This window comes from Falsiroseomonas bella (genome assembly GCF_003173615.1).
Classification (GTDB): Bacteria; Pseudomonadota; Alphaproteobacteria; order Acetobacterales; family Acetobacteraceae; genus Falsiroseomonas; species Falsiroseomonas bella.
In genome coordinates, this window is record NZ_QGNA01000001.1 from 1,011,433 (window position 1) to 1,028,134 (window position 16,702).

Annotated in this window: 18 protein-coding genes; 16 read left to right on the forward strand and 2 right to left on the reverse strand. The window is 72.2% G+C overall.

Features of this window, described 5'->3' with window-relative positions; translation table 11 throughout:
* Positions 1-138: 138 nt before the first annotated feature.
* The 11 genes from DFH01_RS04685 (at position 139) to DFH01_RS04735 (ending at position 11,009) form a co-directional block, all read left to right on the forward strand.
* On the forward strand, positions 139-750 hold the full coding sequence (locus tag DFH01_RS04685; RefSeq protein ID WP_233255960.1) for a thiamine phosphate synthase: 612 nt from the start codon (positions 139-141) through the stop codon (positions 748-750).
* A gap of 152 nt (positions 751-902) precedes the next feature.
* On the forward strand, positions 903-2,186 hold the full coding sequence (locus tag DFH01_RS04690; RefSeq protein ID WP_109869198.1) for a porin: 1,284 nt from the start codon (positions 903-905) through the stop codon (positions 2,184-2,186).
* A gap of 179 nt (positions 2,187-2,365) precedes the next feature.
* Complete coding sequence (locus DFH01_RS04695) at positions 2,366-2,941, forward strand: DUF3576 domain-containing protein (RefSeq protein ID WP_109869199.1); 576 nt, start codon at positions 2,366-2,368, stop codon at positions 2,939-2,941.
* A gap of 111 nt (positions 2,942-3,052) precedes the next feature.
* Complete coding sequence (gene leuS / locus DFH01_RS04700) at positions 3,053-5,689, forward strand: leucine--tRNA ligase (protein ID WP_109869200.1); 2,637 nt, start codon at positions 3,053-3,055, stop codon at positions 5,687-5,689.
* A gap of 4 nt (positions 5,690-5,693) precedes the next feature.
* The gene (gene lptE, locus DFH01_RS04705; RefSeq protein ID WP_109869201.1) at positions 5,694-6,419 is read left to right on the forward strand and encodes an LPS assembly lipoprotein LptE; all 726 of its coding nucleotides are present in this window, start codon (positions 5,694-5,696) and stop codon (positions 6,417-6,419) included.
* A gap of 17 nt (positions 6,420-6,436) precedes the next feature.
* The gene (gene holA, locus DFH01_RS04710) at positions 6,437-7,450 is read left to right on the forward strand and encodes a DNA polymerase III subunit delta (RefSeq protein ID WP_109869202.1); all 1,014 of its coding nucleotides are present in this window, start codon (positions 6,437-6,439) and stop codon (positions 7,448-7,450) included.
* A 12-nt stretch (positions 7,451-7,462) separates the two neighbouring features.
* Complete coding sequence (locus DFH01_RS04715) at positions 7,463-7,870, forward strand: cytidine deaminase (protein WP_109869203.1); 408 nt, start codon at positions 7,463-7,465, stop codon at positions 7,868-7,870.
* Positions 7,871-7,907: 37 nt separating this feature from the next.
* Positions 7,908-8,285: a hypothetical protein gene (locus DFH01_RS04720; RefSeq protein WP_109869204.1), complete on the forward strand. Its 378-nt coding sequence runs from the start codon at positions 7,908-7,910 to the stop codon at positions 8,283-8,285.
* A 61-nt stretch (positions 8,286-8,346) separates the two neighbouring features.
* Positions 8,347-9,324 (forward strand): patatin-like phospholipase family protein, encoded by a 978-nt coding sequence (locus tag DFH01_RS04725; RefSeq protein WP_109869205.1) that lies wholly within the window; start codon positions 8,347-8,349, stop codon positions 9,322-9,324.
* A 54-nt stretch (positions 9,325-9,378) separates the two neighbouring features.
* The gene (locus DFH01_RS04730; protein WP_332903261.1) at positions 9,379-10,662 is read left to right on the forward strand and encodes an AmpG family muropeptide MFS transporter; all 1,284 of its coding nucleotides are present in this window, start codon (positions 9,379-9,381) and stop codon (positions 10,660-10,662) included.
* Positions 10,659-11,009 (forward strand): DMT family protein, encoded by a 351-nt coding sequence (locus DFH01_RS04735; protein WP_109869206.1) that lies wholly within the window; start codon positions 10,659-10,661, stop codon positions 11,007-11,009. Before DFH01_RS04730 ends, DFH01_RS04735 begins: the two co-directional genes overlap by 4 nt.
* On the opposite strand, the gene DFH01_RS04740 is transcribed toward DFH01_RS04735, so the two are convergent.
* A complete protein-coding gene (locus DFH01_RS04740; RefSeq protein WP_199231124.1) occupies positions 11,006-11,797 on the reverse strand; it encodes a cyclase family protein in 792 nt (263 codons plus the stop codon). The genes DFH01_RS04735 and DFH01_RS04740 overlap by 4 nt on opposite strands.
* 111 nt (positions 11,798-11,908) lie before the next feature.
* On the opposite strand from DFH01_RS04740, the gene ald reads away from it, so the two are divergent.
* Both ald and DFH01_RS04750 read left to right on the forward strand, forming a co-directional pair.
* The gene (ald, locus tag DFH01_RS04745) at positions 11,909-13,024 is read left to right on the forward strand and encodes an alanine dehydrogenase (protein ID WP_109869208.1); all 1,116 of its coding nucleotides are present in this window, start codon (positions 11,909-11,911) and stop codon (positions 13,022-13,024) included.
* A 66-nt stretch (positions 13,025-13,090) separates the two neighbouring features.
* Positions 13,091-13,339 (forward strand): GlsB/YeaQ/YmgE family stress response membrane protein, encoded by a 249-nt coding sequence (locus tag DFH01_RS04750; protein ID WP_109869209.1) that lies wholly within the window; start codon positions 13,091-13,093, stop codon positions 13,337-13,339.
* A 13-nt stretch (positions 13,340-13,352) separates the two neighbouring features.
* Here DFH01_RS04750 and gshB read toward each other — a convergent pair whose 3' ends face one another.
* Positions 13,353-14,297 carry a glutathione synthase gene (gene gshB, locus DFH01_RS04755; RefSeq protein WP_109869210.1) on the reverse strand — a complete coding sequence of 315 codons (945 nt, stop codon included), beginning with the start codon at positions 14,295-14,297 and terminating at the stop codon, positions 13,353-13,355.
* Between the two features lie 110 nt (positions 14,298-14,407).
* Between gshB and DFH01_RS04760 the strand changes: the two genes are divergently transcribed.
* The 3 genes from DFH01_RS04760 to dnaQ all read left to right on the forward strand — a co-directional run bounded on the left by DFH01_RS04760 (position 14,408) and on the right by dnaQ (position 16,692).
* Positions 14,408-15,241 (forward strand): shikimate dehydrogenase, encoded by an 834-nt coding sequence (locus DFH01_RS04760; protein WP_109869929.1) that lies wholly within the window; start codon positions 14,408-14,410, stop codon positions 15,239-15,241.
* Positions 15,238-15,825: a dephospho-CoA kinase gene (coaE, locus tag DFH01_RS04765; RefSeq protein WP_109869211.1), complete on the forward strand. Its 588-nt coding sequence runs from the start codon at positions 15,238-15,240 to the stop codon at positions 15,823-15,825. Before DFH01_RS04760 ends, coaE begins: the two co-directional genes overlap by 4 nt.
* Before the next feature lie 150 nt (positions 15,826-15,975).
* The gene (dnaQ, locus tag DFH01_RS04770; protein WP_109869212.1) at positions 15,976-16,692 is read left to right on the forward strand and encodes a DNA polymerase III subunit epsilon; all 717 of its coding nucleotides are present in this window, start codon (positions 15,976-15,978) and stop codon (positions 16,690-16,692) included.
* Positions 16,693-16,702: the final 10 nt, after the last annotated feature.

Sequence of the window (16,702 nt, forward strand, 5' to 3'; positions counted from 1 at the left end):
AAGCGGAATCGCTTGGCGACTCGGAAAATGCGGCAAAACAAGGAGCTAGACCCGTTTCACCGCGCCGGTCGCGGTGGAACGGGTTTAGGGGGGTGGTCGCGCCGGCTCAAGCCGGCGACGGGGGCCGGCGGGCGAAGGGTGCCGCGCCTGTGGCTGCTGTCGGACCCGGTGCGGCTGCCGGATCCGGTCGCCTCGGCGCGGCGCCTGCCGCGCGGGGCGGCCGTGCTGGCGCGCGGCGCCGGGCCGGCGGTGCTCGGCCGGCTGGCTCGGCTGGCGCGCGGCCGAGGGCTCGCCCTGCTGCTGGGTGGCGAGGGGCGGGCGGCGCTGTCGCTCCGCGCCGGGCTGCATGTGCCGGACCGCGCGGCGGCGCGGGGGCTGCTGCCATTCCTGCGGGCACGACGCGGCGGGGCGCCCTGGGCCCTGCTCTCGGTCGCGGTGCATGGGCGGGCGGGCATGGCGCGCGGGCGACGGCTGAGAGCGGATTGCGCCCTGCTCTCCCCCGCCTTCGCCACGGCGAGCCACCCCGGCGCGCGCGCGCTGGGGCCGCTGCGCTGGGCGGCGCTGGCCCGGGCGCTCGGGCGACCGGCAGTGGCGCTGGGCGGTGTCGGGCCGGAAACGGCGGGCCGGCTGCCGCGGCGCGGGGCGGGCCGCGCTGCTGGCCTCGCGGCGATCGGCGCGCTGGCCTCCGCCTCAGGGCCGGAGGGGGGGCTGTGGCGGGAGCGCCACAGTGTTTCGCGGAAGTCGCGTTGAGGCTTTGTGGCCGATGGACCTCCGCGCGAGCCCGCGACAATAGTCTCCGCGGGTCTGACCGCGGGCGGAGCAATTCCGATCGTGGCACCTGTCGAGGGGGGCAGGCGGGCCGAAACATACCGGGGCGACCCGGTTCAGGAGGAGGTTTACGAATGCGCAAGATTTTGCTGGGCACCACGGCGGTGGTCGGCGCTGCGCTGATCGGGGCGACGACCGCCCAGGCGCAGACGGCACCCACGGTCCGCCTCGGCGGCTACATGATCTTCGAGGCGCAGTGGAACGACGACGACTTCGACTACGCGCGTGGCGTCCCGACCGGCGTGAACGGCGCCGGCCAGCAGCGCCGCAGCCGCTGGGACATGAAGAATGAGGTCGAGCTGCAGATCTTCGTGAACGGCAAGGCCGCCAACGGCATGGCCTACGGCGCCGTCATGGAGATCCAGAACGACGGCACGGGCGGCACGATCTTCGACATCGACGAAGCCTACATCTTCATGTCGTCGCCGACCCTCGGCACGCTGCGCTTCGGTGAAGAGGACAGCGCCGCGAACCTGATCCAGGTGCGTCCGCCCAGCGTGACGGGCAGCGGCGTGGACGGCGACTGGGATGACGGCCTGCTGTCCTCCACCGCCTTCACCGGCGGCGGCCCCTCGCTGCTGACCGGCATCAACGACGGCAACGACTCCACGAAGGTCATCTACCTCTCGCCGCAGTGGTTCGGCTTCGACTTCGGCGTCAGCTACTCGCCGAACCGGAACGAGGGTGACCGCATCATCTCCGGCCGCGCGGTGGACAGCCTCTCGACCGGCAGCACGACCATCAACGGCGTGACCGTCGCGACCCCGCTGACCGCCACGGTGCCGCAGCGCGACCGCACCGGCCTCGAGAACGAGATCTCGGGCGGTATCCGCTATCGCGGCTCGTTCCAGAATGTCGGCGTGGCGGCCAGCTTCGCCGCGCAGCGTGCCGATTCCCCCGCGAACAACACGAACGGCACCGGCATCGCCAACCGCGCGCCGAACGTCACCGCCTACTCGGTCGGCGCCAGCGTCACCGCCTTCGGCTTCACGCTGGGCGGCGAATACACCTGGGGTCAGTACTCCGGCGCCTCGGTGGCCGCCGCGCCGCTCGCTCAGGGCCGCGACGACAGCTCCCACTGGGCCCTCGGCCTGACCTACACGATGGGTGCGTGGGTGTTCGGTGGCTTCTTCGGCCAGGGCGAGCAGGACAACGGTGGCAACCTGGCGGACCGCCAGCAGACCGCCTGGGGCTTCGGCGCCGCCTATACGCTCGCGCCCGGCCTGGAAGTGTTCGCTAACTACGGCAACCTGCAGGACGACAACGTGAACTTCACCCTGACCCGCAACGGTCAGACGGGCACGCTGACGGATCGTTCGGCGCAGACCTTCATGGTCGGCACGCGTCTCGCCTTCTGATCCTTCCCGGATCAGCAAGGTCGGAGGGCGGCGGGGCAACCCGCCGCCCTTTGCGTTTCGGCCCTTCGCCGCTGGCGGCGCGCAAGCCCTCTTCCGGCGGCGGCGGCCGGGGGCTAAAGACCTGTCCCTCGGGCAGCGGCTTCGTGCCGCGCCCCGGGCATGGGCAGGACTGGCGAAGGATGATCGGACGCACGCTGTCCCCTCTGCGGGGCTTCCTCATCGGTGGGCTGGTGCTTGGCCTGGCGGCGGGTTGCAGCACGCCGGACAGCGGTAATTTCCGGGTTCCCGGCCAGAACGAGTACAACAGCGGCAGCGGGCGCGACCGGGTGCGCGGCCGGCTGGGCGGCACCGACGGCATCGTGCTGTTCGGCACGGACCGCGCCCGGCAACCCCAGGCGGCGGATGCCGGCGGCGGTGGCGGCGGCGGCATCGGCGTGAACGCCTTCCTCTGGCGCGCCACGCTCGACACGCTGTCCTTCATGCCGCTGACCTCGGCCGATCCCTTCGGCGGCGTCGTGATCACGGATTGGTATTCGCCGCCGGGCGCCGGCGCCGAGCGCTTCCGCGCCACCGCCTACATCCTCGGCCGCCAGCTGCGCTCCGACGGGGTGCGGGTCGTGGTGTTCCGCCAGGAAGCCCGCGGCGGCGGCTGGGTGGACGCGCCGGTCTCGGCCGGCACCGCGACCGAGCTCGAGGACCAGGTGCTGGCCCGCGCGCGGGAACTGCGGGCGCAATCCACCTCGGCGTCGCGCTGAGGCTCCGACCCGCCGCCTGAGGTCCCACCCGAAGCGTCTGCGGCGCGGCCTTTCCAGGCGGGCCGGCGGGTTCTATCCCTTGCCGCCGATCCTGCCGATTGCCGCGACACCATGAACGACGCCGCCACGCCGACGCCCAAAGACCCCCCGCGCTACGACTTCGCCGCCGCCGAGCCGCGCTGGCAGGCCGAGTGGGACCGCCGCGCCTGCTTCGCCGTGCCCGATGTGCCGCCGGCGGACGCAAAGAAGTACTACGTGCTGGAGATGTTCCCCTATCCGTCGGGGAAGATCCACATGGGGCATGTGCGCAACTACACGCTCGGCGACGTGGTGGCGCGCTACAAGCGGGCGCGCGGGCATCTGGTGATGCACCCGATGGGCTGGGACGCCTTCGGCCTGCCGGCGGAGAACGCCGCGCGGGAACGCGGCATCCATCCCGGCAAGTGGACCTGGGACAACATCGCCAACATGCGCGCGGAGCTGCAGCGCATGGGGCTCTCGCTGGAATGGGCACGCGAATTCGCCACCTGCGACGCCGCCTATTACGGCAAGCAGCAGAAGCTGTTCCTCGATTTCTGGAAGGCCGGCCTGGTCGAGCGGAAGGAGAGCTGGGTCAACTGGGACCCGGTGGACGGCACCGTGCTGGCCAACGAGCAGGTGATCGACGGCCGCGGCTGGCGCTCCGGCGCGCTGGTCGAGAAGAAAAAGCTCAGCCAGTGGTTCTTGGGCATCACCAAATATGCCCCCGACCTGCTGGCGGCACTGGACGGGCTGGACCGCTGGCCCGAGCGCGTGAAGTTGATGCAGGCCAACTGGATCGGCCGCAGCGAGGGCGCGCGGGTGCGTTTTCGGCTGACCGACGCCAAGGCCGCCGGCCTGGACGAGGTGGAAGTGTTCACCACCCGCCCGGACACGCTGTTCGGGATGTCGTTCCTGGCGGTGGCGGCCGAGCATCCGTTGGCCGCGGCGGCTGCGGCGCGCGATCCGAACGCAGCGGAGTTCGTCGCGGAGTGCCGCCGCATGGGCACCAGCGAGGCCGCGATCGAACAGGCCGAAAAGCGCGGCTACGACACCGGCTTCCGCGTGGCGCATCCCTTCCTGCCCGGAATCTCCTTCCCGGTCTGGATCGCCAATTTCGTGCTGATGGAATACGGCACCGGCGCCATCTTCGGCTGCCCCGGCCACGACCAGCGCGACATGGATTTCGCCCGGAAGTACGGCCTTTCAGTCCTGCCGGTGGTGCTGCCGCCCGGCGAGGATCCCGCGACCTTCACGCTGGGCGACGTCGCCTACACGGACGACGGCAAGATCTTCAACTCGGACTTCCTGAACGGGCTCGACGTGCCGACGGCCAAGCGCCGGGTCATCGAGAAGCTGGAGGAAGGCGGCCAGGGCGTCGGCGTGGTGAACTGGCGCCTGCGCGACTGGGGCATCTCCCGCCAGCGCTACTGGGGCTGCCCGATCCCGGTGATCCATTGCGACGCCTGCGGCGCCGTGCCGGTGCCGGAGGACCAGCTCCCGGTCGTGCTGCCGGAGGACGTGGATTTCTCGCGCCCCGGCAATCCGCTCGACCACCATCCCAGCTGGAAGCACGTCGCCTGCCCCTCCTGCGGCAAGCCGGCCGTCCGCGAGACGGACACCTGCGACACCTTCGTGGACAGCTCCTGGTATTTCGCGCGCTTCTGCTCGCCGCAGGCGGCGGAGCCGGTGACGCGCGCGGCGGTGGATGCCTGGCTGCCGGTGGACCAGTATATCGGCGGCATCGAGCACGCGATCCTGCACCTGCTCTACAGCCGCTTCTTCACCCGCGCGATGAAGGCGACCGGCCACCTGCAATGCGAGGAGCCCTTCGCCGGCCTCTTCACCCAGGGGATGGTGCAGCACGAGAGCTACAAGAGCGCCGACGGCCGCTGGCTCTATCCCGAGGAAGTCGAGATCAGCGCCAATGCGGACGGTACGCGCAGCGCGGTGGTGAAGGGCTCGAACGAGCCCGCGGTCATCGGCCGCGTCGAGGCGATGTCGAAGTCCAAGCGCAACACGGTGGACCCGGGCGCGATCATCGGGAAGTACGGCGCGGACACGGCACGCTGGTTCATCCTCTCCGACAACCCGCCGGAGCGGGACATGGAGTGGACGGAATCCGGCGTGGCCGGCGCCTTCCGATTCACGCAGCGCATCTGGCGGCTGGCCGCCAACGCGGCGCCCGCGCTGCCGCCGCCCGGCACCCCGGCCGAGGGCGCCACCGGCGCCGCGCGCAAGCTGCGCCAGGCGACGCACCGCACCATCGCCGGCGTGACGGAGGCGCTGGAGAACTTCGCCTTCAACGTCGCGGTGGCTCGCATCCACGAGTTCGCCAACGCCATCGGCGAGACGGATGCGGCCGCTTCCGCCGAAGGCATGGGCGCCGCCCGGCGGGAGGCGCTGGAGACGCTGGCGCGGCTCGTCGCGCCGATGATGCCGCACCTCGCCGAGGAGGTTTTCTCGGTGCTTTGTCCGGGCGCTGGGAAGCTGGTCGCCGAGATGGAGTGGCCGCAGGCCGATCCCGACCTGTTGAAGGCGGAGACCGTCACCCTCGCCGTGCAGGTGCTCGGCAAGCTGCGCGCCACGATCGAGGTCGCGGCCGGCGCGCCGGAGGCGGAAATCTTCGCGCTGGCGGAAGCCGAGGAGAACGTGCAGCGTGCCCTCGGCGGCAAGCCGGTGAGGAAGCGCATCCACGTGCCGGGGCGCGTGGTGAACCTGGTGGTGTGATCGGATGACGGCAGGCGGCGTGGGCGCTGCGGCAGGGCAGGGCGAGGCGATCGCGCGGCGGCGCGTGCTGCGCGGCCTCGGCCTGCTGGCGCCGCTCGCGCTCGGCGCCTGCGGCTTCCGCCCCGTCTACGGCCCCGGCGCGGGCGCGGGTGGGCCGGCGGTGGTGGAGGAGATGGCGGCGATCCGCGTGCCGCTGATCCCGGAACGCTTCGGCCAGATGCTGCGGCGAAACCTGCAGCAGCGCCTGGCCACCGCCAGCGGCAACACGACGCGCCCGGCGCGCTGGGACCTGGTGGTGAACCCGAGCTTCGCGGCCGAAGGCCTCGGCATCCAGCCGGACGGGGCCGCGACGCGCGTGCGCTACATCGCGACGGCGAACTGGACGCTGCTGCGCCTGACCCCGCCGGAGACCGTGGCCAACGGCTTCGAGCGGGCGATGGACGACTACAACATCCAGCCGAGCCAGTATTTCGCCGCCGACATGAGCCGCGACGCGATGGAGCGGCGCCTGGCCGAGCTGCTGGCGAATGAGGTGATCATGCGCCTCGCGATCAGCTTCCGCGGCCTGCAGGAGGGCGTGGCGCCGCGGCTGATCGCGCCCGTGCCGCAGCCCGTCGGACCCTCCGACCCCAGCGTGATCCGCCCGCCGGGCGCCACGGTCCCCGGCCGCAGCCTGGGCGAGCAGGGCGGACTCAGCGGCGGGATAGGGCCGGCCGGCGCCGTCCGATGAGCCGGGCCGGCTGAGGCATGGCCAAGCTCGATGCCCGGCGCGCCGAGGCGGTGCTGGCCGATCCCTCGGGCTTCCGCGCGGTGCTGCTGCATGGCGACGATCCGGGCCTGGTGCGCGAGCGCGCCGAGGACCTGGTGCGCAAGGTCCTGGACGGCGCGACCGACGACCCCTTCCGCCTGGCCGAGCCGACGCGGGAGGAAGCCGCGCGGCCCGGCTTCCTGCCCGGCGAGGCCGCGGCGCTGGCAATGACCGGCGGGCGCCGCGTGGTGCGCCTGCGCGAGGCGACGGACGCCCATGCCGGTCCGCTCAAGGACGCGCTGGCCGCACCCGGCGATGCGCTGATCCTGCTGGAAGGCGGCGCGCTCGGCCCGCGTTCCAAGCTGCGCGCAATGGCGGAGGCCGCGCCGGAGGTGGCGGTGATCGCCTGCTATCGCGAGCGCGGGGAGGAGCTGGCGGCGACGCTCGGCCGGATGCTGAAGGCGGAGGGCGTGCAGGCCGAGCCGGCCGCGCTCTCCTGGCTCGCCGGGCGGCTCGGCGACGACCGGATGCTGGCGCGGCGGGAGATGGAGAAGCTCGCGCTCTATGTCGGCCCCGGCGGCCGCGTGGACGAGGACGCCGCGCTGGCCTGCGCCGGGGAGGGCGCGGCGCTCGACCTCGAGGAGGCGCTGGTGGCGGCGACCGCGGGCGACGGCGCGACGATGGAGCGCACGCTGGCCGCCGTCTTCGCGGAAGGGGGCAGCCCGGTGGGCGTGCTGCGCGCGGCGCTCAGGCATGTGCAGCGGCTGCATGAGGCGGCCGCGGCGGGGGGCGATGCCGGCGTGCTGCGCCCGCCGGTGTTCTTCCGCCACAAGCCGGGCTTCGACCGTGCGCTGCGCCTGTGGTCCACCGGGCAGCTCGAAGCCGTGGGCGCCGCGCTGCTCGAGGCCGAGAAGCGCACCAAGACCACGGCCTTCCGCGAGGCCGATGTCGTGATCGCCCGCGCCGCGCTGGCCGCCATCGCACGGCAGGCCGCGGCGCTGGCGCGGCGATAGGAGGAACGCGCCATGGACCCCGATGCCGCCCTGCTCGCCGTCGCCGAAGCCGCCCGCGCCGACGCCTATGCGCCCTATTCGCGCTTCCAGGTCGGCGCCGCGCTGCTCTGCGAGGACGGCACCGTCCAGCGCGGCTGCAACGTGGAGAATGCCAGCTACCCCGCAGGCATCTGCGCCGAGCGCACCGCCATCGCCGCCGCCATCGCGGGCGGCAGGCGGCGCTTCCGCGCCATCGCGGTGGCGGGGCCGGACGGGATCGCCATCACGCCCTGCGGCATCTGCCGCCAGGTCCTCTCCGAATTTTCCGCGGATGGCAGGCTGCGCGTGATCGCCCGGGACGCGGACGGCGTGATCCGGGCGACCACGATCGGCGCCCTGCTGCCCGGCGCCTTCGGGCCGGACGCGCTGCGCCAGGCCTGAGCGGGAACCCGGCGCCGCGGCGCCGGCTTTCACGCGCATGCGTCGCTGGCTGCCCCTGGGCCTGCTGCTCGCCGCCTGCGCCGAAACGGCGCCGGCGCCGACGCCCACCGTCTGGATCGGCCGCAGCGAGCTCGATCTCGTCTCCGCGCTCGGCGTGCCGAGCCGCGTGCACGAGGCCGAGGGGCGGCGCTTCCTGGCCTACGACGAGGCCGGCGCGCCGGGGCCGGCGGTGGTGCCCTCCATCGGCATCGGCGGCTTCCGCTCCTCCGGCGGCTGGGGCAGCGCGAGCGGCATCGGCACGGGCGTCGGGCTCAGCTTCGGGAATTTCGGCGCGCCCGGCCCCTGCACGACCAGCTTCGAGATCCGCGACGGCCGGGTGATCGGCGCGACACGCCAGGGTCCGGGCTGCGGCTGATCTCTTTCGGGGCGCGGCCGCGGCGCGATAGGCTCTGCTGCACCGCAGCGCGGAGAGAGCCATGCCGGCGCCCAAGGTCGCCATCGCCTGCCAGGGCGGCGGCAGCCATGCCGCCTTCACCGCCGGCGTGCTGGCCGGGCTGTTCTCGCCGGCGCATCGCGACCGCTTCGTGCCGCTGGCGCTGTCCGGCACCTCGGGCGGCGCGGTCTGCGCGGCGCTGGCCTGGTCGGGGCTGCTGGCGCGCGGGCCGGATGAGGCGGTGCGGCGGCTCGACGGCTTCTGGGACGAGCTCGCGGCACGCGATCCGCTGGAGGCCTGGCTGAACGCCTGGACGCAGCTGCTCTACGCGCTGCCCTTCACGGTGAATGCCAGCCCCTATGCCTATTCGCCGGCGGCCGAGCCGCGGCTGCGGGCCTTGCTGCAGACGTGGTTGCAGCCCGAGGCGCTGCCGGCCGATCCGGCCGCGCGCGTGCGGCCCTACTTGCGCGTGGGCGTGGCGGATGTGCTGCGTGGCGGTGGCGCGGCGCTGGGTGGGGAGGATTCGGAGTTTTCCGTGGACGATGTCGTGGCCTCCGCCGCGGTGCCGCCGCTGTTCCGCGCCGTCGGCGCGCGTGGGCGGCTGTGGTGGGACGGGCTCTATGCCCACAACCCGCCGATCGGCGCGCTGCTCGACCTGCCGGAGAAGCCGGAGGAGATCTGGGTCATCCGCCTCAACCCCCTTGCCCGGCGGGAGGAGCCGCGCACCGTCGAGGCGATCGAGGACCGGCGCAACGAGATGGCCGGCAACCTGCCGCTGGACGAGGAGCTTTCGGGCATCGCGCTGGTGAACCGGCTGCTGGCGGCCGCGCCGGTGCTGGGCGAGCGCTTCGGCTATCGGCCGGTGACGGTGCGGGAGGTGGCGCTGCCGCTCGAGGAGCTGTCCTACGCATCCAAGCTCGACCGTTCGGCAGCGCATCTGGACCGGCTCTCCGCGCTGGGGCGGGACTTGGCGCCGCGCCTGTTCGATCCGGCCTCCGTGACGGTCCGGCCGGAGGGCTGACGCGGCGCGGCGCGGCGCGGTAGGACGAACGGAAGACGCGCACCGGAGTCCCGCTTGGCCGAGCTGTTCCGCGACCGCCGCTTCCTGGTCATGCTTGCGCTCGGCTTCGCGGCCGGCATCCCCCTGCCGCTGACGGGCTTCACGCTGCGGCAATGGATGAGCGAGTCCGGCATCTCGCTCGCCGCCATCGGGCTGACGGCGCTGATCGGCCTCGCCTACGCCTTCAAGTTCCTCTGGTCGCCGGTGCTGGACCACGCGCCGCCGCCCTTCTTCCGCGGACTTGGCCGGCGGCGCGGCTGGCTGGCGACGATCCAGCCGCTGCTTGCCGCCGCGATCCTGGCGCTCGGCTTCACCGATCCCGCTTCGGCCGCGCAGGTGACGGTCGCGATCGCGGTGCTGGTGGCGTTTCTCTCCGCCAGCCAGGACATCGTGGTGGATGCCTACCGCATCGAGGTGCTGGAGGAACGCCAGCAGGGCTACGGGCTCGCCTGCTACATCTGGGGCTATCGCGGCGCGCTGCTGGCCTCCAACGCGGGCGCGCTGGCGATGGCGGAACTCGCCGGCTGGACGGCGGCCTTCGCGATGTGCGCGGCGCTGGTCGGCATCGGCTTCCTCGCGGTGCTGTTGGGGCAGGAGCCGGAGGGCCGCGGCGTCGCTGCCACCACCTGGTCGCAGCGCGTCCGCGCGGCGGTGGTGGATCCCTTCGCCGACTTCATGCGGCGCCGCTACTGGGTGGCGATCCTCGGCTTCGTCACGCTGTTCAAGCTGGGCGAGGCGCTGGCCGGCGTGATGACCGCGCCCTTCTACCGCGAGCTCGGCTTCTCCCGCCTGGAAGTGGCGGCGGTCAGCAGCGTCTTCGGCCTGGTCGCGACATTGGGCGGCGCGTTGGCCGGCGGGTATGTGGTCGCGAAGCTCGGCACCGCGCGTGCGCTGATCGTCACCGGCATCCTGCAGATGCTGTCGAACCTGATGTATGTCGCGCTCGCGCAGGCCGGCCATTCGATGCCGATGCTGTGGGCGCAGGTGGGCGTCGAGAACTTCACCGACGGTTTGGCGGACGCCGCCTTCGTCACCTACCTCTCGATGCTGACCAGCCGCGCCTTCACGGCCACGCAGTATGCGCTGCTGTCCTCGCTGGCGGCGGTGCCGCTGCGGACGCTGGCCGGCACGTCGGGCTGGCTGGCGGAGGGGCTGGGCTGGTCCTGGTTCTTCGTGCTGACCACGCTCGCCGCGCTGCCCGCGATGGCCATCATGCTGTTCCTGTTGTCCCGCTTGCCGCCGCGCGAGGACGCGCCGCAGGCCGAGGTCGTCCCGATCCCCGACGAGGTCGCCCGATGAGCGCCTATTGGCTGACGCCGCTGCTGCTTGTCGGCTCCAACGTGCTGATGACCTTCGCCTGGTATGGCCATCTGAAGGCGCCGTCCTGGCCGATGTGGATGGCGATCCTCGTCTCCTGGGGGATCGCCTTCTTCGAATACTGCCTCGCGGTGCCGGCGAACCGCATCGGCTACGGCACCTTCACGGCGCAGCAGCTGAAGGTGATGCAGGAAGTCATCACGCTGGCTGTCTTCGCGGTGTTCAGCGTGCTCTGGCTCGGCGAGACAATCCGCTGGAATTTCGTCGCCGCCGGGCTCTGCCTGGTGGCCGCGGTGGTGTTCATCTTCCTGCCGGTCGGGCGTTCCTAGACCAGCGCCAGCACCCGCCCATGCCCGCCGGTGCCGCCGGCGACCTTGGGCGCGCCGGCCACCAACGTCGCGCCCGTCGCGGGCAGCGCGCCGAGATTGGCGACGCATTCCAGGCCCCAGCGCCCGCTGCCGAGCCACGCCTTGTGGAAGCCGAAACTGGTCGAGCCGCCGTGGTCGAGCGAGAGCGTGTCCACCGCGACGGAGGCGACGTTGCGCTCGATCAGCAGCGGCGCGACGTCGGGGCGGAAGCCGGGGAAGCGCAGCGCATTGCCCGACGCGTTGCGGAAGCCCGGGCCGTTCGCGCGCGCATCCCAGCCGGAATTCAGCGCCACGCAGGCGCCGGCGGGGATGCGGCCATGCTGGCGCTCCAGCGCGGCGATGTCATCGGGCGTCGCCTGGTAGTCGGGATCGGCTTCCGCCTTCGCGCGCACATCCAGCACCACCAGCGGACAGACCAGGTTTTCCGCCGGGATGCGGTCCACCGTCGCGCCATCCGCGGCGAAGTGGATCGGCGCATCGAAATGCGTGCCGACATGCTCGTAGTAGGTGAACTTCATCACGTTGTAGCCGTCCCGCGCCAGCACCATGGCCTGCTCCATCTCGAAGGCCGGCGTGCCGCCGAAGGTAGGGAAGTCGGGCCGCAAGGTGTGGGTGAGGTCCACGACGCGGTGCACCGGCGCGCTGCGCACCGCCTGCGCCGCCGCCGGCTGCACCGAGAGCGCCGCCGCCGAAGCGGCCATCGCCGCCAGCACGCCGCGCCGGCCGAGCGCGCCGGCCACACTCCGCATCACGCATGAATCGCACATATCCCGCCCTCATTTTCAACCCGGCGTCAGGACATTGCACGATGGACGGCGCCGCGCGCCAGCGCGATCCTGCAGGGTGTCGGGAGGTGCCTCATGCGCATTGGCGTGCCCAAGGAAGTGAAGGTCCACGAATACCGGGTCGGGCTGACTCCCGGCTCCGTGCGCGAGCTTGTCGCGCATGGCCACGCCGTGCTGGTGCAGTCCGACGCAGGCGCGGCAATCGGCTTCCCCGACGCCGCGTATGAGGCCGCCGGCGCGACGATCGCGGAGAATGCATCGGACATCTTCGCCACGGCCGAGCTGGTGGTGAAGGTGAAGGAGCCGCAGCCCCACGAATGGGCCATGCTGCGACCGGGGCAGGTGCTGTTCACCTACCTCCATCTCGCGCCCGACCCCGCGCAGACCCGGGGGCTGATGGAGTCCGGCGCCAGCGCGATCGCCTACGAGACGGTGACGGAGGCCGAGGGCGGCCTGCCGCTGCTGCGGCCGATGAGCGAGGTGGCAGGCCGCATGGCGCCGCAGGTCGGCGCCCGCTGCCTGGAGAAGGAGGCCGGCGGCGCGGGCATCCTGCTCGGCGGCGTGCCGGGCGTGCCGGGGGCGCGTGTCGCGATCATCGGCGGCGGCGTGGTCGGCGCCAATGCGGCGCGCATCGCGCATGGGATGCGCGCGCAGGTGACCGTACTGGACCGCTCGCCGCGCGCGCTGCACGCGCTGGACGTGGAGTTCAACGGCGCGGTGGACACGCGCTTCGCGACGAGGGAGGCGATCGAGGCGACGGTGGCGGAATCCGATCTGGTGATCGGCGCCGTGCTGGTGCCCGGCGCGGCGGCGCCGAAGCTGGTGACGCGAGCGATGATCGCCGAGATGCGGCCGGGCAGCGTGGTGGTGGATGTCGCCATCGACCAGGGCGGCTGCTTCGAGACCTCGCGCCCCACCACCCATGCCGATCCGACCTATGTCGAGGAAGGCGTGGTGCATTACTGCGTGACGAACATGCCCGGCGCCGTGGCGCGGACCAGCGCGGTGGCGCTCAACAACGCGACCCTGCCCTTCACGCTGCAGATCGCCGAGAAGGGCCTGGCGCGTGCCTGCGCGGAGAACCCGCATCTGGCGGCGGGGCTGAACGTGCATGCCGGGCGCATCACGCATCCGGCAGTGGCGGCGGCGCTCGGCCTCGGGCATACCCCGGTGGAGCGCGCCTTCGCGTAACGAACGGGACGGGAACCGTTCGCCCGGCGCCGCGCTTACCGCTTCCGCAACAGGGGGACCGCCGCCATGGGCTTCATCTGGACCATCATCATCGGCTTCCTGGCCGGCGTGGTCGCGAAGTTCCTGATGCCGGGCAACCAGCCGGGCGGCTTCATCGTCACCACGCTGCTCGGCATCGTCGGCGCGGTGGTGGCGACGCTGATCGGCCAGTCCATCGGCTGGTACCAGCCGGGCGACGGCGCGGGCTTCGTCGGCGCGGTCGTCGGCGCGGTGATCCTGCTGGCGCTGTTCCGCGCCTTCGGTGCGCGGCGCTGAGCGCCGCGCTTGCCTACCGCTTCGCCTCGATCGCGTCCCAGATCGCCTTCTCGAGGTGGACGCCGTCGAAGCGCGCGATCTCCTGCAGGCCGGTCGGCGACGTCACGTTGATCTCGGTGAGGTAGCCGCCGATCACGTCGATGCCGACGAAGATCATGCCGCGCTTCTTCAGTTCGGGCCCGATGGCCGCGCAGATCTCGCGCTCGCGGTCGGTCAGCGTGGTGGGTTCCGGCCGGCCGCCGACATGCATGTTGGACCGCGCCTCGCCCGCCGCGGGCACGCGGTTGATCGCGCCCATCGCCTCCCCGTCCACCAGGATGATGCGCTTGTCGCCCTTGCGCACATCGGGGACGTAGCGCTGGATGACCAGCGGCTCGCGCGAGCGTTCGGTGAACATCTCGAGCAGCGCGTTCAGGTTGGAATCGTCCGGCTTCACATGGAACACGCCGGCGCCGCCATTGCCGAACAGCGGCTTCAGGATCAGGTCGCCGTGCTTCTCCCGGAACTTGCGGATCTGCCGCATGTCGGCGGTGATCAGCGTCTCCGGCATCAGGTCGGGGAAATGCGTGACGAACAGCTTCTCGGGCGCGTTGCGCACGCTGGCCGGATCGTTCACCACCAGTGTCTTCGGGTGGATGTGCTCCAGGATGTGCGTGGCGGTGATGTAGCCCATGTCGAAGGGCGGATCCTGGCGCATCAGCACCACGTCCACCTGGCCGAGGTCGAGTTCCTCCGCCGGGCCGAGGGTGAAGTGGTCGCCCTTCTTGCGCCGCACCTCGATCGGGTTGGCCTGGGCAATCACGCGGCCGCCGAGCAGCGACAGGTCGCGCACATGGTAGTGCCACAGCGCATGCCCGCGCGCCTGGGCTTCCAGCATCAGGGCGAAGGTGCTGTCGGCGTCGATGTTGATCGAGGCGATCGGGTCCATCTGGACGGCGACGCGAAGCGACTTGGCCATGGTCGGAATACTCCCGCAGTCGGTCGCCTTCCTCTGGCACCGCCGTCGCGGGCTGGAAAGGGGGACGGGCGGCATTGACCCGGCGCGGCCGGCGCGGTCACTTCGCCGCCATGCGCACGCTCACGGGCAAATCCCGGATGGCCGGCATCCTGGGCTGGCCCGTCTCCCATTCCCGCTCGCCGCGGCTGCACGGCTTCTGGCTGGCCCGCCACGGCATCGACGGGGCCTATGTGCCGCTGCCGGTGCGGCCGGAGGATTTCGAACGCGCCGTGCGGGGGCTGGTGGCGCTGGGCTTTGCGGGGGCGAACGTCACCATCCCGCACAAGGAAGCCGCCTTCGCGCTGTGCGACGAGGTCTCGGAGGTCGCGCGCCGGGCGGGGTCGGTGAACACGCTGGTCTTCCGGGAGGGGCGCATCCACGGCACCAGCACGGACGGCTTCGGCTTCCTGGAAAGCGTGAAGGAGCAGGCGCCGGGCTGGCGGGCCGCGGACGGGCCGGCGGTGATCCTCGGCGCCGGCGGGGCGGTGCGGGCGGTGGCGGCGGCGCTGCTCGATGCCGGCTGCCCGCGGCTGACCCTGGTGAACCGAACCCCCGCCCGCGCCGAGGCCATCGCGCGCGACCTGTCCGGCCCGGTGGAGGTGGCGACCACGCCCCCGCTGGACGGCGCGGCGCTGCTGGCCAATGGCACCTCGCTTGGCATGACCGGCGAGCCGCCACTGGAGATCGACCTCTCCCCCCTGCCGCCCGGCGCGGTGGTAGCGGACATGGTCTATGTGCCGCTGGAGACGCCCCTGCTGGCGCAGGCGCGGGCGCGCGGGCTGCGCGCGGTGGATGGGCTCGGCATGCTGCTGCACCAGGCGCGGCCGGGCTTCGAGGCCTGGTTCGGCGTGGTGCCGCAGGTGGATGCGGAACTGCGGGACTACGTGTTCCAAGACCTTCGATGATCGTCCTGGGCCTCACCGGCAGCATCGGCATGGGCAAGTCCACGGCCGCCAACACCTTCCGCCGCCTGCGCATCCCGGTCTTCGACGCGGACGCCGCGGTGCACCGGCTGCAGGGCCGGGGCGGCGCCGCCGTGCGCCCGATCGAGTCCGCCTTCCCCGGCACCACCCGGAATGGTCGCGTGGACCGGGAAGCGCTGCGCGCCCGGGTGCTGGGCGACCCGGCGGCGCTGACAAAGCTGGAGCGGATCGTCCATCCCCTCGTGCGCCGCGCCGAGTTGTCCTTCCTGGCCGCGGCGCGCCGGCGCGGCGAGCCGATCGCCGTTCTCGACATCCCGCTGCTGCTGGAGACCGGCGGGCGGCGGCATGTGGACCAGGTGATCGTCGTCTCCGCCCCCGCCGCCGTGCAGCGCGCCCGCGTGCTGGCCCGAAGCGGCATGACCGAGGACCGGCTGAAGGCGATCCTCGCCCGCCAGATGCCCGATGCGCTGAAGCGCAGGAAGGCCGACCACGTCGTCCGAACCGGCTTGTCTCGCCACGCCGCCCAGCGGCATATCCGCCGGATCGTGCGGGAGCTTCGCCCTTGAACACCAGGACAGGTCGAAAGCTGGCGGCCCGCGCAGCGGGCCGAGCGCCCGAATGGGCGCCGCGGCAAGTGCCGCGAAGCCAAGCGCGCGGAGCGCGCGCGTCACGCCGAAGGCGTGCCTGCGGCACGACGCGTCTGAGGGCACCATAAAATGCGCCAAGTCGTTCTCGACACCGAGACCACCGGCCTCGAACCGGGCGCGGGCGACCGCGTCATCGAGGTCGCGGCGATCGAGCTCTACAACTTCATGCCGACCGGCCAGACCTTCCATGTGCTGATCGACCCCGAGCGCGACATCCCCGAGGACGCCACCCGCATCCACGGCTTCACGATCGAGATGCTGCGCGGCAAGCCGATCTTCGCCGGCATCGCGCATGAGCTGATCGCCTTCCTGCGGGATTCCGAGATCATCGCGCACAACGCGCCCTTCGATTTCGGCTTCCTCGACGCGGAATTCGCGCGCTGCGGCCACCCGAAGCTCGACCGCGCGCGCATGGTGGACAGCCTGGAAATCGCCAAGCGGCGCTATCCCGGCATGCCCAACAGCCTGGACGCGCTGTGCCGGCGGCTCGGCGTGGATAACTCGATGCGAACCAGCCACAACGCGCTGCTGGACGTGAAGCTGCTGGCCGAGGTTTTCCTGCAGCTCATGGGCGGCAAGCAGCCGGGGCTGGACCTGGCCGCCACGCCCGCCCGCCGCGCCGGTCCCGACCTGATCCTGGAAGATGCTCCCGCCGCCCGGACGCCCCGCCCCATCGTCCCGACCGAGGCCGAGCTCGCCACTCACCTGGCCTTCGTGGAAAAGAAACTAAAGGAGCCGCTGTGGCTTCAGCCGCCCTTCGCGCCAGCCGCGCCCGAGCCGGGCTGACGGGGCCCTC

What these genes read in the sequence shown, in the direction of transcription:
- holA (WP_109869202.1), top strand. Translation starts at nt 6,437, where the DNA reads ATGGCCAAGCTCGATGCCCGGCGCGCCGAGGCGGTGCTGGCCGATCCC.
- lptE (WP_109869201.1), top strand. Translation starts at nt 5,694, where the DNA reads ATGACGGCAGGCGGCGTGGGCGCTGCGGCAGGGCAGGGCGAGGCGATC.
- DFH01_RS04715 (WP_109869203.1), top strand. Translation starts at nt 7,463, where the DNA reads ATGGACCCCGATGCCGCCCTGCTCGCCGTCGCCGAAGCCGCCCGCGCC.
- dnaQ (WP_109869212.1), top strand. Translation starts at nt 15,976, where the DNA reads ATGCGCCAAGTCGTTCTCGACACCGAGACCACCGGCCTCGAACCGGGC.
- DFH01_RS04720 (WP_109869204.1), top strand. Translation starts at nt 7,908, where the DNA reads ATGCGTCGCTGGCTGCCCCTGGGCCTGCTGCTCGCCGCCTGCGCCGAA.
- DFH01_RS04725 (WP_109869205.1), top strand. Translation starts at nt 8,347, where the DNA reads ATGCCGGCGCCCAAGGTCGCCATCGCCTGCCAGGGCGGCGGCAGCCAT.
- leuS (WP_109869200.1), top strand. Translation starts at nt 3,053, where the DNA reads ATGAACGACGCCGCCACGCCGACGCCCAAAGACCCCCCGCGCTACGAC.
- DFH01_RS04750 (WP_109869209.1), top strand. Translation starts at nt 13,091, where the DNA reads ATGGGCTTCATCTGGACCATCATCATCGGCTTCCTGGCCGGCGTGGTC.
- gshB (WP_109869210.1), bottom strand. Translation starts at nt 14,297, where the DNA reads ATGGCCAAGTCGCTTCGCGTCGCCGTCCAGATGGACCCGATCGCCTCG.
- coaE (WP_109869211.1), top strand. Translation starts at nt 15,238, where the DNA reads ATGATCGTCCTGGGCCTCACCGGCAGCATCGGCATGGGCAAGTCCACG.
- DFH01_RS04760 (WP_109869929.1), top strand. Translation starts at nt 14,408, where the DNA reads ATGCGCACGCTCACGGGCAAATCCCGGATGGCCGGCATCCTGGGCTGG.
- DFH01_RS04735 (WP_109869206.1), top strand. Translation starts at nt 10,659, where the DNA reads ATGAGCGCCTATTGGCTGACGCCGCTGCTGCTTGTCGGCTCCAACGTG.
- DFH01_RS04690 (WP_109869198.1), top strand. Translation starts at nt 903, where the DNA reads ATGCGCAAGATTTTGCTGGGCACCACGGCGGTGGTCGGCGCTGCGCTG.
- DFH01_RS04695 (WP_109869199.1), top strand. Translation starts at nt 2,366, where the DNA reads ATGATCGGACGCACGCTGTCCCCTCTGCGGGGCTTCCTCATCGGTGGG.
- ald (WP_109869208.1), top strand. Translation starts at nt 11,909, where the DNA reads ATGCGCATTGGCGTGCCCAAGGAAGTGAAGGTCCACGAATACCGGGTC.
- DFH01_RS04740 (WP_199231124.1), bottom strand. Translation starts at nt 11,797, where the DNA reads ATGCGGAGTGTGGCCGGCGCGCTCGGCCGGCGCGGCGTGCTGGCGGCG.